General features: G+C 71.1%; 11 protein-coding genes. 9 read left to right on the forward strand and 2 right to left on the reverse strand.

The window, feature by feature from the left end:
* Positions 1 to 77: 77 nt before the first annotated feature.
* The gene (locus tag ND748_RS08275; RefSeq protein ID WP_251745077.1) at positions 78 to 995 is read right to left on the reverse strand and encodes a LysR family transcriptional regulator; all 918 of its coding nucleotides are present in this window, start codon (positions 993 to 995) and stop codon (positions 78 to 80) included.
* Positions 996 to 1,424: 429 nt separating this feature from the next.
* Between ND748_RS08275 and ND748_RS08280 the strand changes: the two genes are divergently transcribed.
* The 9 genes from ND748_RS08280 to ND748_RS08320 all read left to right on the forward strand — a co-directional run bounded on the left by ND748_RS08280 (position 1,425) and on the right by ND748_RS08320 (position 12,842).
* Positions 1,425 to 2,813, forward strand: coding sequence for an LLM class flavin-dependent oxidoreductase (locus ND748_RS08280; protein WP_251745078.1), 1,389 nt, complete (start codon positions 1,425 to 1,427; stop codon positions 2,811 to 2,813).
* A gap of 148 nt (positions 2,814 to 2,961) precedes the next feature.
* Positions 2,962 to 4,527: an ABC transporter substrate-binding protein gene (locus ND748_RS08285; protein WP_251745079.1), complete on the forward strand. Its 1,566-nt coding sequence runs from the start codon at positions 2,962 to 2,964 to the stop codon at positions 4,525 to 4,527.
* Positions 4,528 to 4,686: 159 nt separating this feature from the next.
* A complete protein-coding gene (locus tag ND748_RS08290) occupies positions 4,687 to 5,721 on the forward strand; it encodes an ABC transporter permease (RefSeq protein WP_251745080.1) in 1,035 nt (344 codons plus the stop codon).
* A 1-nt stretch (position 5,722) separates the two neighbouring features.
* Positions 5,723 to 6,616 carry an ABC transporter permease gene (locus ND748_RS08295; protein ID WP_251745081.1) on the forward strand — a complete coding sequence of 298 codons (894 nt, stop codon included), beginning with the start codon at positions 5,723 to 5,725 and terminating at the stop codon, positions 6,614 to 6,616.
* The gene (locus ND748_RS08300) at positions 6,613 to 7,536 is read left to right on the forward strand and encodes an ABC transporter ATP-binding protein (protein ID WP_251745082.1); all 924 of its coding nucleotides are present in this window, start codon (positions 6,613 to 6,615) and stop codon (positions 7,534 to 7,536) included. Before ND748_RS08295 ends, ND748_RS08300 begins: the two co-directional genes overlap by 4 nt.
* Entirely contained in the window at positions 7,526 to 8,359 is an 834-nt protein-coding gene (locus tag ND748_RS08305; protein ID WP_251745083.1) for an ABC transporter ATP-binding protein, read from the forward strand. Before ND748_RS08300 ends, ND748_RS08305 begins: the two co-directional genes overlap by 11 nt.
* Before the next feature lie 58 nt (positions 8,360 to 8,417).
* Positions 8,418 to 9,788: an NtaA/DmoA family FMN-dependent monooxygenase gene (locus tag ND748_RS08310; RefSeq protein WP_251745084.1), complete on the forward strand. Its 1,371-nt coding sequence runs from the start codon at positions 8,418 to 8,420 to the stop codon at positions 9,786 to 9,788.
* A gap of 11 nt (positions 9,789 to 9,799) precedes the next feature.
* The gene (locus tag ND748_RS08315; RefSeq protein WP_251745085.1) at positions 9,800 to 11,746 is read left to right on the forward strand and encodes an FAD-dependent oxidoreductase; all 1,947 of its coding nucleotides are present in this window, start codon (positions 9,800 to 9,802) and stop codon (positions 11,744 to 11,746) included.
* A gap of 13 nt (positions 11,747 to 11,759) precedes the next feature.
* A complete protein-coding gene (locus tag ND748_RS08320) occupies positions 11,760 to 12,842 on the forward strand; it encodes an LLM class flavin-dependent oxidoreductase (RefSeq protein ID WP_251745086.1) in 1,083 nt (360 codons plus the stop codon).
* Between the two features lie 265 nt (positions 12,843 to 13,107).
* Here the strand turns inward: ND748_RS08320 and ND748_RS08325 are convergent, their stop codons facing one another.
* Positions 13,108 to 13,317 (reverse strand): hypothetical protein, encoded by a 210-nt coding sequence (locus ND748_RS08325; RefSeq protein ID WP_251745087.1) that lies wholly within the window; start codon positions 13,315 to 13,317, stop codon positions 13,108 to 13,110.
* Between the last annotated feature and the right edge of the window lie 255 nt (positions 13,318 to 13,572).

Consider the following 13,572-nt stretch of genomic DNA (forward strand, 5'->3'; position numbering starts at 1 on the left):
GGCCGGTCCCGGGCTGGAACGGCGGGCGGGCGGCGGCCGGTGGCGGGCGGGTTCCGGGGCTGAACGGCGGGCGAGCCTCAGCCTCTCCTGGCGAGCTGGCGGCTCTCGCCGACCGTCTCGGCCGCCGGCTCGGCGAGCAGCCGTCCCAGGGCCGCCGCGACCCGCTCCGAGATGATCGCGGCCAGGCCGTGCCGGGTCCAGACGGCGAGCGGCAGGGACGCGGGCTTCGGCAGGTCGTCGCGGGCGACGAGCCCCTCGGGCGTCTGGCCCAGGGTGGCCATCAGGGCGACTCCCAGGCCCGCTCCCACGGCTGCCTGGACGCCGGCGAGCTGGATCGCCTCGGCGCCGATCACCGCGGGCAGCGCCTGCGACGACAGGGCCTCCAACGCGCAGGTGCGCAGCGCGCAGGGATGGTCGAAGGCGACCACGGGGATCGGCTGCGTCGCCGCCGGCCGCCGCCACAGGGGGGAGGAGTACCAGGTCAGCTCCAGCTCGCCGACCGGCGTCGCACGCGGGTCGGTGGCCGGGCCGAGCAGCAACGCCAGATCGATCCGCCCCGCCTCGAGCCCCTCGCGCAGGTTGGTGCCGCGGTCGATGCGGAAGCGGATGCGGTAGCGGGGCAGCGACTGCTCCAGCGCCGCGGCGAGGAAGGGCAGCAGCTGCGCGGCGGCATGCTCCGTCGAGCCGATCACCACCGTCTCCTCGATCTCCATGCCGAAGCCGTGCAGCGTCTCGTCGTGGATGGCAAGGATCCGGCGGGCCTGACGGAGCAGGTGCTCGCCGTCGGGGGTCAGCCGGGAGCCACGGCCCTGGCGTTCGACCAGCGCGCGTCCGCTGGCGGACTCGAGCCGGCGCACGTGCTGACTCACCGCCGCCTGGCTGAGGTGCAGCGACGTCGCGGCCCGCTGGAAACCGCCACACTCCGCGACAGCGACGAAGCTGCGCAGCGGGGCGATGTCCAGCATTCGTCGCATGTCGGTCAGGGTACTGGACATTCATAACCGAACGCGATTGATCGCCATAACGAAGCGTCGTTGGACATCCGGCCGCCGGACCAGCATGCTCATCCTCATGACCCCGTCGACGACCGTGATGCTCACGTGTTGTCGTTGGCTGGATCTAGCCCGTGGCCAGGCAGCGCTCTGTCGCTGACCTGATCGGTCGCTGCGCCGCCGCAGCCAAAGCCGTCGCCCGTTCCGGCGACGCGATGTAGCTATCTCCTTCCTTGTAGCTATCTCCGCCCTTTTCCTCGCGTACTTCAGCGCGCCCGCCGTACTTCACTGCACTCCGTAGCCCGGCGTGCTCCGTAGCTCGGCGTGCCCGGTAGTCCAGCGCGTCATTGTGCCGTGTCCGGAACCGGATTCGGCTCGACGGACGACGCCGTCGTCGTGCGCGCCTCGCCCCCAGATCGGGAAGGTTCCACCATGTCTGATCGCACGCTCAAACTGGGCGCCGTCCTCATCGGCGTCGGCGGTCCGGGGCAGCACAACACGTGGCTGAGCCCCGAGATCCCGGCCGATGCCAGCGTGGACGTGCGCTGGTACATCGCCCGCGCCCAGGAGGCGGAGGCCGCGAAGTTCGATCACGTCTTCATCGTCGACAGCCAGTTCATCACCGCGGACTCCCCGAACCACTACCTCAGCCGCCTCGAGCCGTTGACGCTGCTGTCCGCGATCGCCGTGCACACTCACCACATCGGTCTGGTCGGGACGATCACGACGTCCTACAACGAGCCTTTCAACATCGCCCGCCGGCTCGCCTCACTCGACCACATCAGCGGCGGCCGGGCCGGCTGGAACGTCGTCACCAGTGGTGATTCCGGAACGGCGGGCAACTACAGTCGCGACGAGCACTACGACTATCCGACCCGATACGGGCGAGCGGTCGAACACGTGCGAGTCGCGCAGGGACTGTGGGACTCCTACGAGGCGGACGCCTTCCCTCGCGACAAAGAGCGCGGCGTGTTCTTCGACCGTGACCGCCAGCACGCACTCAATCACACCGGTGAATACTTCTCCGTGGTCGGACCACTGAACCTGGAGCGCACCCCACAGGGACAGCCGGTCATCTTCCAGGCGGGTGACTCCGAGGAGGGTCGTGACCTCGGCGCGACCATCGCCGACGCGGTCTTCACCCATTCGCAGACCCTGGAGCAGGCGCAGGCCTTCCGCCAGGAGCTGCGGGCTCGGGCTGCTGCCAAGGGCCGCGACCCGGAGAATCTGCTCATCGTGCCGGGCATCTTCCCGATCATCGCCGACACCGATGAGCAGGCCCGCGCCAAGGAGGATGCGATCGTCGGCGAAGGCAGCTTCGAGCGGGCCTTGGCCGAGCTCGGTCGGCCCTTTGGCTGGCATGATTTCTCGCAGTACGACCTGGATGCGCCGTTCCCCGCGGTGGGGGAGATCGCCGAGCGCAGTTTCCGCACTCACGCGGATGCCATCACAAAGCTGGCGAGGGAGAACGACCTCACGCTGCGCCAGGTGGTCGAGCGCCAGTTGCAGGCTCGCCGCTCGCCCTTCGTCGGATCGCCGCTGACCGTCGCGAACGAGATCCAGCGCTGGTTCGAAGCCGGTGGCTTCGACGGCATCAACATCACCGTGAACGTGCCGAGTGAGTTCGCCCGCTTCACCGAGCAGGTGCTGCCGATCCTGCGCGAACGGGGCGTCGTCCGGGCCGACTACGAGTCAACCACGCTGCGCGGCAACCTCGGCCTGCCGATCCCCGAGAACCGGTACACGGCGGCCCGACGCCGCCAGCAGCAGTCCGCGGACGACGCGGTGGCCGACAGCGCGGCCCCGGTGCTCGTCCCCTGATCCCGCACCAATCCCGACAAAAGCCGTTTTCGGCCGGACCGAAATCCCCGGCGAGACCGAAATCCTCGGCATGAGCGAATCCCCGGCGAGACCTGAATTCCTGGCGAGACCTGCGTTCCCGTCGAGATCCGAACAGAGAAAGAAGACGATGACCTCCGCGCGACATCTGCCGTCCGCCCGCCGCACCAGACATGGCGCCGTCCTCGGGGTCCTGGTGGCCCTCGCGGCCCTCGTCCTCAGTGCCTGCGGCTCCGGCTCCGGTGCCGGAACCGCGGCTGCCGGTGGTGGTGGTGGCAAGTCGACCACCCTGAAATGGGCATCCTCCTTCTTCCCGACGCACTGGGACCCGGTGGTCGGGGGCAGCGGCGCCCAGTTCCGCATCCTCGCCCTGCCGTATGCCGCGCTGACGAAGACGGATGCCAAGGGCAACGCGGTCCCGGATCTGGCCGAGAGCTGGTCCTACAACAGCGCCGGGGACGAGGTCACGTTCCACCTGCGCCCGAAGCTGACCTTCAGTGACGGCACTCCGGTCAACGCCGCGGCGGTCAAGAACGCCATCGACCGGGCCAAGTCGCAGAAGAACTCGGCACTGTTCGGCGATCTCACCTCGATCAAGTCGGTCTCGACCGCCGGCGACCTGGATGTGGTCGTCCACCTCACCCAGGTCGACCACCAGATTCCCCTGCTGCTCGGTGAGCGTGTGCTGCAGATCGCGAGCCCGAAGGCCGCGGCGGACCCGGCGAAGCTCGACCAGAATCCGGTCGGTGCCGGACCGTTCGTCGTCACCCAGTTGATTCCGGGCACGAAGGTCGTGCTCAAGAAGAACCCGAACTACTGGGACGCGAAGAACATTCACATCGACAACGTGCAGCTGGTCTCCGCGCCCGACAAGTCCACGGTCGTCTCCGGCCTGCAGACCGGCGTCTACAACTTCGCCGACCTCGCCCCGAGCCAGGCGAAGGCCGCCAAGGCGGCCGGGCTCGACGTCTTCGTGCAGCCGGGATTCAACGCCTCGAACATCAGCCTGAACATCAACAAGGCGCCGTTCAACAACCCCAAGGTCGTCGACGCCGTTCGTTACGCCACCAACAGCCAGGAGTTCGTCGACAAGCTCACGTTCGGGTACGGCAAGCCGACCAACCAGCCCTTCCCGTCGGGTTACGTCGCCTACGACCCGAAGTCGGCGAACCTCTACCCCTACGACCCGGCGAAGGCGAAGCAGCTGCTCGAACAGGCCGGCATCAAGCCGGGCCAGATCAAGCTGGACCTGGTCATCATGGCGGACGACCCGGCGGCGGAGATCGTGCAGTCGCAGCTCGCGGCGGTCGGAATAACCGTCACCATCAAGATCGACAAGACCTGGGCGACGCCCTTCTTCGCCAAGGATCTGACGCTCTCGCTGTACGGCACGACCGGGCGCGACTCGGCCGTCCAGACGCTCACGGCGCACTTCGGCCCGAACGGCCCGCTGAACCTCAGCTCGCCCTACGAGCCCGACGGCTTCGAGGCCGCGATCGCCAAGGTCCGCCAGACGCCGCTGGACGCGCCGGACTACCCGCAGGTCCTCCAGGCGGCCACCCGCGCGGGCCTGCAGAGCAAGGCGCTCGTCTTCACCTACTCCAGCCCGAACCTGTTCGCCAAGAACAAGTCGATCTCCGCGCTGCCCGCCAACCCCGCCCACATCGACTGGACCGGCGTGACCATCGGCGACTGACCCGACCGAGCCGACTGACCCGACTGACCCGACTGACCCGACTGAGCCGACCGAGCCGACCGAGCCGGCTGACCCGACCGAGCCGGTTGCTCCGACTGCACCTGCGCCAACCCGCGGCGCCTGTCCACGCCCATGAGGCATCAAGAGAGGAGGCAACCCATGGCGGTGAGCACGGCTGACCACGCGGTCGTCGCCGACCCGGGCGTGGCGCTCGCCGCCGCCAGGGCGCGCCGCGGCGCCGGCCGCGTCCTGGTCACCCTCGCCCGTTCGGTCGCGATCTTCGTCCCGGTCTTCCTGGTGGCGACCTTCCTGACCTTCGCGCTACGGTCGCTCAGCGGGCTCAGCCCCGCCCACATCCAGCTCGGGGAGAGCGCCACCCCGGATGCGGTCGCCCGCATCGAGCACCAGTGGGGCCTCGACCGCCCGTTCCTCGCCCAGTACTGGACCTGGTTCACCAACATCCTGCACGGCCAGCTCGGCACGAGCTGGACCAACGGGGCGAACATCGCCGAGCTGATCAGCAACGGCCTGGCTGTCAGCCTGTCGGTGGTGGTGCTGGCACTGATCATCGGCGTGCTCTTCGGCTTCGGGCTCGGCACCCTGGCGGCGGTGCGCCGCACCACCTGGATCGACCGGGCGATCACGGGCTTCCTGACGGTCTTCTCGGTGATGCCGCCCTTCGTGGTCGGCATCGTCCTGGTGACCGTCTTCGCCGTCGGGCTCGGCTGGCTGCCGGCCGCGGGCTACGTCCCGGCGAGCGTGGGGACGTGGCCGTGGTTCACCCACATCCTGCTGCCGGCGCTCGCGCTCAGCCTCGATCCGATGGCCGACGTCGCCCGCCAGCTGCGCTCCGGCCTCATCGCCGCCTACCAGGAGAACTACGTGACCGGCGCGATCGTGCGCGGGCTCAGCCCGCGGCGGATCTTCCTGCGGCATGTGCTGCGCAACGGGGTGGGGCCGGCCCTGAGCGTGCTCGGCTGGCGGTTCCCCACGCTCATCGGCGGCTCGGTGGTCACCGAGTGGATCTTCGGGTTGCAGGGCTTCGGCCGGTTCGCCAACGACTCCGCGCAGGCCGGCGACGTGCCGGCGGTCCAGGGCGTGCTCGTCGTCTCGATCGTGCTGGTCGTCACCTTCAACCTGATCGTCAACATCGTCCTGGGCCGGGTCACCCCGGCCTCGCAGCGGGGGGTGTGACATGGTCCGTCGCGTCCTGGCGCTGCCGACCGGCCGGCTCGCCGTCGGCGTCCTGTCCGTGATCGCCCTGCTGGCGATCCTCGGCCCGACGCTGGCTCCGCACAACCCGCTGGGGACGAGTGCGCTGACCCTGACCGGCCCCTCCTGGAAACACTGGCTCGGGACGGACTACCTCGGCCGGGACGTCTTCAGCCGGCTGCTCGCCGGGTCGCGCACGAGCGTTCTCGGCTCGGTCGAGGTCGCGCTGATAGCGCTGGCCGTCGGCGTCGTCCCGGGCATCCTGTCGGTGTATCTCGGCCGGGGGTTCGAGTGGTTCACGCTGCGGATCGCCGACACGCTCCTCGCACTGCCGTTCCTCATCTACGCCGTGGCCGTCACCGCGCTGCTCGGCAACGGGATTCCGCAGGCGATGTTCACCGTCGGTGTGCTCGTCTCGCCGCTGTTCTACCGGGTGACGCGGGCGGCGACGCTGGCGGTCGCCCGCTCGCAGTACGTCGAGGCGGCGCTGATCTCCGGGGCGTCGATCGGCTGGATCGCGCGCCGGCACGTGTGGGGGAAGGTGCTGCCGCCCGTCGCGGTGGCGCTGGCCCAGACCATCGGCGTCGGCTTCGTCGTCGTCTCCAGCCTGAGCTTCCTCGGCATCGGGGTGCAGCCGCCGGCGCCGACCTGGGGTGGCCTGCTCGCCTCCGACCTCGGCTACCTGTCCTACCAGCCGTGGGCCCCGATCGTCCCCGCCCTGCTGATCATGGCGACGGTGTGGGGCAGCAACCTGCTGGCCGACGCGATCCGCGACGTGTCCGGGGAGGCGGGGCGCGCACTGCTCAACAGCCGCCGGGCGCGCGCCCGCCGCCTCAACCCAGCCGAACCGATCCCCGCCGGAGGCGCCGCCCGATGACGAGAACCCTTCCCGATGGCACGGTCACCGCGGCGGTGCCCGCGGCGCGCCCGGCGGATCCGCCCGCCCTGGATCCGCCCGCCGCTCAGGCCGCCGCGCTGGCGGTCCGTGACGTGCGGATCCGCGACGACGTCAACGACCGCGAGATCGTGCACGGCGTCTCGTTCGAGCTGCGGCCCGGCCGGGCCGTCGGCATCGTGGGGGAGTCGGGCAGCGGAAAGACGCTGACCTGCCGCGCGATCCTAGGCATCCTGCCGGCGCACTTCGCCGTGTCCGGCGGGTCGATCGAGATCGTCGGCCGGGACATCGCCGAGCTGACGACCCCGCAGTGGACCGACCTGCGCGGGTCGACGATCAGCGCGGTGTTCCAGGACCCCGCCTCCTACCTCAACCCGTCCATCAAGGTGGGGGCGCAGATCGCCGAGGTCATCGGAGTCAAGACCGGGCTGCGGCGGCGGGCGGCGCGCCGCCGTGCGCTCGAGCTGCTGACCGCGGTGCACCTGCGCGATCCCGAGCTCGTCTACGACCAGTACACCTTCGAGCTGTCCGGCGGGATGCTCCAGCGCATCCTCATCGCCACCGCGATCGCCGCCGACCCGCAGGTGCTCATCGCCGACGAGGCGACCACCGCCCTGGACGTGACCGTGCAGGCCGAGATCCTCGACCTGCTCGCCGACCTGCGGGAGCGCCGCGGGCTCGCCCTCGTCGTCGTGTCCCACGACCTCGCCGTCGTCGCGCAGGTCTGCGACGAGGTGCTGGTGATGCGCGAGGGCGAGGTCGTCGAGCACGGGTCGACCGCGGACGTGCTCTACCACCCGCGCCACGAGTACACCCGCCTGCTGATCGCCGAGCACGAGCAGTACGGCCTGGACCGCTACCTCGCCGGCGAGCAGCGGAAGGAGCTGGACAGTGTCCACTGACGGCCGGCCGGTCCTGGAAGTCGCCGATCTCGAGGTCCACTACGGGTTGCGGCGGCGGCGGCGCCGGGTGCTGCACGGCGTCTCCCTGTCGGTGAGCCGCGGCGAGACCGTGGGCGTGATCGGCGAGACCGGCTCGGGCAAGTCGACCTTCGCCCGGGCGGTGCTCGGCCTGGTGCGGGCCTCCGGCGGGCGGATCCTCATCGACGGCGAGGACGTGTCCCGGTACTCCTCCCGGCAGTGGCGCGCGCTGCGTCGCCGCGGCGTCGTCCAGTACGTGTTCCAGGATCCGCTGCGCAGCCTCGACCCCGACCTGCCCGTCGAGGAGTCCCTCATCGAGCCGTTGCTCGTCCAGGGCGTGGGCCGCAAGGAGGCGATCGAACGCGGCCGCGGCTACCTCGCGCGTGTCCGCCTGGACAGCGAGCTGTTCGGTCGCCTGCCCGGGGAGCTCTCCGGCGGCCAGCGTCAGCGCGTCGCGGTGGCGCGCGCCCTGATCACCGAGCCTGCCCTGATCATCCTGGACGAGCCGGTGAGCGCGCTGGACTCCGCCAACCGGGTCGGCATCCTGGAAATCCTCAAGGAGCTGCGCGACGCCGGCGTCGCACTGATCTTCATCTCGCACGACCTCGGCTCCGTCGCCGGCGTCGCCGACCGCGTCGCGGTGCTCTACCAGGGCGAGTTCGTCGAGGTGGGGGCCACCCATGCGGTCATCAACACCCCCCAGCACCCCTACGCCCGGCTGCTCGTCGGCTCGGCGCCGACGCTGCGCTCCGCCGCCGCCAGCCGGGCCGAGCGCGACGCGCTGCGCGCACTGCTGCACGCCTGACCCCGCTCCGGCCTGACCTCTGACCAGGCCGGACGTCATCCGTCGGAGGGAACCCGGCATGGCCCGCACGCTCCACCTCGCCCTGAGCGCCTACGGTGTCGGTGGCCCCGGCCAGCACGGCCTGTGGAAGGACCCGCGCGTCCCGAACAACGCCAGCGTCGACATCAACTACTATCTCCGCCAGGCGCAGACCGCCGAACAGGCGCTGTTCGACGCCTACTTCATCGTCGACAGCCAGTTCATCAACGCCGGTTACCCGGCGCACTACCTCAGCCGGCTCGAACCGCTGACGCTGCTGTCGGCGGTCGCGACCCACACCCGCCACATCGGCCTGATCGGCACGGCGAGCTCGACGTACAACTCGCCGTTCAACCTCGCCCGCCGGTTCGCCTCGCTGGACCACATCAGCGGCGGGCGCGCCGGCTGGAACGTCGTCACCAGCTTCGACACCGGCACCTCGCGCAACTACGGGCTCGACGAGCACCTCGACTACGCCACCCGCTACGGCCGGGCGCTCGAGGCGGTCGAGGTCGTGCGCGGCCTGTGGGACTCCTACGAGGAGGGCGCCTTCCCCGGCGACGTCGAACGCAACCTCTTCCTCGATCCGACGAAGCTGCACGCCCTCGACCACGTCGGCGAGCACTTCACGGTCGCCGGGCCGCTGAACCTCGACCGGTCGCCGCAGGGCCAGCCGGTGATCTTCCAGGCCGGTGTCTCGGCGGAGGGCCGCACCCTGGCCGCCCACGTCGCGGAGGGCATCTACGCCCCAGGTGGGTCGCTGGCGGAGTCCCAGGCCTACTACGCCGACATCAAGGCGCGCGCCGCCGCGCTCGGGCGCGATCCCGACCACGTCGTCATCCTCGTCGGCGCCAGCCCCGTCGTCGCCGCCACCGACGCCGACGCGCACCGGCTCTCGCGCGACATCTTCGAGGCCGACAACGACTTCGACCGCAAGCTCGGCTTCCTCGGCCGCAGCTTCGGGGCCTACGACTTCAGCGGGCACGACCTCGACGCGCCGTTCCCCGACCTCGCGCACCTGGCCGAGAAGGGCGGGCGCACCCGTGGCTGGGAGATCATCCGGCAGGCCCGCAACGAGGGACTCACCCTGCGCCAGGTCGTCGAGACGGTGACCGAGTACGCGCCGTCGCCGTTCACCGGAGCGCCGGACACCGTCGTCGACGCGATCGAGCAGTGGTTTTCCACCGGCGCGGCCGACGGGCTGAACCTCCGCTTTCGCACCCACGACGACCTCGAGCGCTTCGTCGCCGACGTCGTCCCGTCGCTGCAGCAGCGCGGTCTGTTCCGCACCGAGTACACCGGCGACACGCTGCGGGACAACCTCGGCCTGCCGATCCCGGCCAACCGCTACTCGCGCGAGCGCGAGACCGCAGCCGAAGCCGAAGCCGCGACCGCGACCGCACAGGTCTGAGGAGGACCACCATGACTGGGCATTCGGCGGAGCAGGCCGCCGTGAACCTGGATGATTCGGACCAGGCCTATCCGGCCACGGGTGGGCGCGACGTCCACACCGTGCACTTCCCCACCGCCACGCCCCCGACCGAGGTCGACGTGCTGATCGTCGGCGCCGGCCCGGTCGGCCTGTCGGCAGCCGTGGAGCTCACCGCCCGGGGGCTGCGGGTCGCCGTCGTCGACCGCGCCCGCACCGCGACGCTGGTCCGGGCCGGCGCGATGGGCCACAGCCCGCGCACGGTGGAACACTTCCGCCGCTGGGGGCTGCTGCAACGGATCCGCGACGAGTGGACCTTCCCGCCGGAGTGGAACCAGGGCATCCGGCTGGTCACCTCGCTCGTCGGTCACGAGCTGCTCGCCCCCCGTCGCCCGTCCTTCGCGGGCTCGTCCGGCGGTGGCTCCGCGGAGGAGGCGCTGCGCCGCCCGCAGAGCGCGCTCCAGCGGGTCTTCCTCGATCACCTCGACCGGCGCGGCGTCGGGGTGGCCGGCGGCTGGCGGCTGGTGGCGCTGCGGGAGACCGTCGACCGGATCGAGGCCGACGTGCTCCCCGAGGCCGACGTGCTCCCCGAGAACGGCGCCGCCGGTGCGCCGCGCACCATCCGGGCCCGCTACCTGCTCGGCGCCGACGGCGGCAGCAGCACCGTCCGCCGGCTCGCCGGCATCGAACGCGACGGCGCCCACGCCACCGAGAAGCGGTTGCGGCTCATCGTGCGCACGCAGGACATCTCCGACCGGGTCGGCCCGGCGCCCAGCGGCACCAACGTCGTGTTCAACCAGAAGGCCGCCGGGTTCCTCGCCGCGGTGAGCACCCGCGAGTGGCGCGTGTACGCCGGGCCGTACCCGCTCGACCACACCCCCACCGAGGCGGAACTGCTGGACGCCGCCCGGGCTGCCTTCGGGTTCGATCTCGACCTGGAACTGGTCTCGTCGACGACCTTCTACGACGCCACCCGGATCGCGCGGACGTTCCGCCGCGGGCGGGTGCTGCTGGCCGGCGACGCCGCGCACGTGCGCACCCCCGGCGGCAACCTCGGCGAGGGCTTCGGTGACGTGGCCAACCTCGGCTGGAAGCTCGCCGCCGTGCTCGCCGGTCAGGCCCCCGAAGAGCTGTTGGACTCCTACGACCAGGAACGCCGGCGGCACAACTGGCGGATCGCCGACCATGCACTGGAGCGTTCGCGGCGCTCGCACGCGCTGTTGGCGCAACTGCGCCAGCTCGGCATCCCCGACGACGCCGACGACAGCCCGCAGGCCGAGGCGCGCCGCGCCGAGATCCGCGCCCGGATCAGCCAGGGCGCTCTCGGCGCGCCCGGCGTGACCTTCGACGAACGCTACGACGCGTCGTCGGCGATCTGGTACGAGGACGGCCAGCTCGACGCCGAAGAGCCGTGGCGCGCGGACGTCTACCAGGACGACCCGCGGCCGGGGCATCGCGCCCCGAACGGCTTCGTCGACCCCTACGGCGGCACCCTCTACGACCGCATCGGCACCGCCTTCGCGCTGCTCGTGCTGTCCGCGGACCGCGAGGTGGAGCGGGCCTTCGTCGCCGAGGCGCGGGCCCGATCGCTGCCGTTCACGGTCGTCCACCTCACCGACCCGACGGTGCGTGCGCTGTACGGCGCCGACAACGTGCTGGTCCGCCCCGACCAGCACGTTGCCTGGCGCGGCGCGGAGCTTCCCGCCGACGGCGCTGGCGCCGTCCTCGACCTCGTCCTCGGGGCTGGCCAGGTCCTCGGCGCCAGCCAGGTCCTCGGCACCATCCCCGGCCAGGTCCCCCCGGCGGACGGGAACCAGGCGGTGGATCAGGGCCGCGTGGAGGATAAGGATCTTGTGGTGGATCAGGGTCCTGCGGCGGCGAAGGTCGCCGTGGCGACCGGCGTCGACCTGGCCGGCACGAGCGCGTCCGTCCGTTCCTGAGAGGCCTGTGAACATGACCGACGTCCCCGCTCTCGGCCGCCCCGCCACCGACAGCCCCGCTGGCGTTGGCCCCGCGTCGCCGCGCTTGCGGCTCGGCTTCCTCACCCACGTCCAGGGCCCGGGCGACCTGGCGTCCACCTACGACCATGCGCAGGAGTTGTTCGTCGTCGCCGACGAGCTCGGCTTCGACGTCGGCTGGGTGGCCCAGCACCACGTGTCCCTGGGCGGCGGCGGGCTGCCCTCACCCTGGACGTTCCTGGCCTACGCCGCCGCGCGTACCCGGCGCATCCGGCTCGCCACCGCGATCACGATCCTGCCGCTGGAGGACCCGGTCCGGTTGGCCGAGGACGTGTCGGTCGTCGACACGCTCAGCGGGGGCCGGGTCGAGATCGGCGTCGGCAGCGGCGGCAGCGAGCTGGAGTACGCGGCGTTCGGCCGAGACGTGGGCCGCCGGCGCGAACTGACCAGCGAGGGGCTGGCGGTGCTGCGTAAGGCGCTCGCGAACGAGGAGGTCGGCGCGCCCGGCTTCACCATCCAGCCACCGGCCCGGGACTTCACCGAACGGATCTGGCAGGGCGTCTTCAGCGGACCGGGGGCCGAGTACGCCGCGGCCTCGGGTTCGAACCTGCTGCTCAACCGCGCCGCCTACGGCTACGACGAGCCCACCGACACCGTGCAACGGCCCTGGGCCGATGCGTATCTCGCCGCGTGGAACCAGCCCCGCCCACCGCGCATCGGACTGTCGCGGTTCATCTTTCCCGCCGCCGACCGGCGGACTGCGCTAGCCCAGATCGGGTCGCACGTGCTCGCGGCCGCGCAACGGTTCTCCGGGCCCGGCGGCTTCCCGAAGGGGATCAACACCGACGAGGCGCTGCGCCGGTTCCACTCCTTCTACGGCCATCCGGAGGAGATCGTCGCGCAGTTGCGGCAGGAACAGGTCATACCGGTGGCTACGGACCTGATCGCCCAGTTCAACCCGGCGGTCCTCGATCACGACGTGGCGATCCGAGCGCTCGAACTCATCGCCACCGAGGTCGCCCCCGCCCTGGGCTGGAAACCCGCGTCCCCCGCCCAGCCCGCACTGGCCGGCGTCTGACCCGTCCCCCGGATCCCCGCCGCCCGGGGAATCCTCACACTGCCAAGGCCCCGTGCAGATCACCGCAACCGGGGCGTCGACCACTTCAGCTCTTCTGACAGGCAGGGCCTCCCGCCGCTCGTGCTGGTTCGTATCCACGAGCTGCCATGGGAGGCCCTGCCCTTGTGCCCAGAATTCAGCACCTTCACTCAGCCGGAACGAGGCCGGAGACTCCCGTTCGACTGCCAGCGGAGCTGCCCGGTCCGAAGATCCGACGTCGAAGCGACTAGGCGGCGTCGATCACAAACACAATCGCCTGCGCCGTGCCACCAGCGGTGCTTGCCTGAATTCTGTCTACCCAGTTGCCCGCACCGTCCGGTCCGAAACTCGCGATGAGCGCCGAGTCATTGCCCTGGGTGATTTCCGCACTCCCCACCGGGACGGTGCCCACGGGAATCGCCACAGAAACAATGTTGGTTCCGACCTGAATGGGCACGGCCGGCCCGGTCACCTGCTGGTACCCAGAGACGCCGCTCGGACCAACCGGCCCTGCCGGACCTGTGGGTCCCGCGGGTCCTGTCGGTCCTGGTGCGCCGTCAGTGCCTGCCGGTCCTGCTGGTCCGGTTGCTCCTTCCGGTCCTGTCGGTCCCGCGGGTCCCGGGGTGCCGTCAGCGCCTGTGGGTCCCGCGGGTCCTGTCGGTCCTGGTGCGCCGTCAGTGCCTGCCGGTCCTGCTGGTCCGGTTGCTCCTTC

Source organism: Frankia sp. AiPs1 (assembly GCF_023716945.1).
GTDB lineage: Bacteria > Actinomycetota > Actinomycetes > Frankiales > Frankiaceae > Frankia.

What these genes read in the sequence shown, in the direction of transcription:
- ND748_RS08275 (WP_251745077.1), bottom strand. Translation starts at nt 995, where the DNA reads ATGTCCAGTACCCTGACCGACATGCGACGAATGCTGGACATCGCCCCG.
- ND748_RS08295 (WP_251745081.1), top strand. Translation starts at nt 5,723, where the DNA reads ATGGTCCGTCGCGTCCTGGCGCTGCCGACCGGCCGGCTCGCCGTCGGC.
- ND748_RS08290 (WP_251745080.1), top strand. Translation starts at nt 4,687, where the DNA reads ATGGCGGTGAGCACGGCTGACCACGCGGTCGTCGCCGACCCGGGCGTG.
- ND748_RS08320 (WP_251745086.1), top strand. Translation starts at nt 11,760, where the DNA reads ATGACCGACGTCCCCGCTCTCGGCCGCCCCGCCACCGACAGCCCCGCT.
- ND748_RS08300 (WP_251745082.1), top strand. Translation starts at nt 6,613, where the DNA reads ATGACGAGAACCCTTCCCGATGGCACGGTCACCGCGGCGGTGCCCGCG.
- ND748_RS08315 (WP_251745085.1), top strand. Translation starts at nt 9,800, where the DNA reads ATGACTGGGCATTCGGCGGAGCAGGCCGCCGTGAACCTGGATGATTCG.
- ND748_RS08285 (WP_251745079.1), top strand. Translation starts at nt 2,962, where the DNA reads ATGACCTCCGCGCGACATCTGCCGTCCGCCCGCCGCACCAGACATGGC.
- ND748_RS08310 (WP_251745084.1), top strand. Translation starts at nt 8,418, where the DNA reads ATGGCCCGCACGCTCCACCTCGCCCTGAGCGCCTACGGTGTCGGTGGC.
- ND748_RS08280 (WP_251745078.1), top strand. Translation starts at nt 1,425, where the DNA reads ATGTCTGATCGCACGCTCAAACTGGGCGCCGTCCTCATCGGCGTCGGC.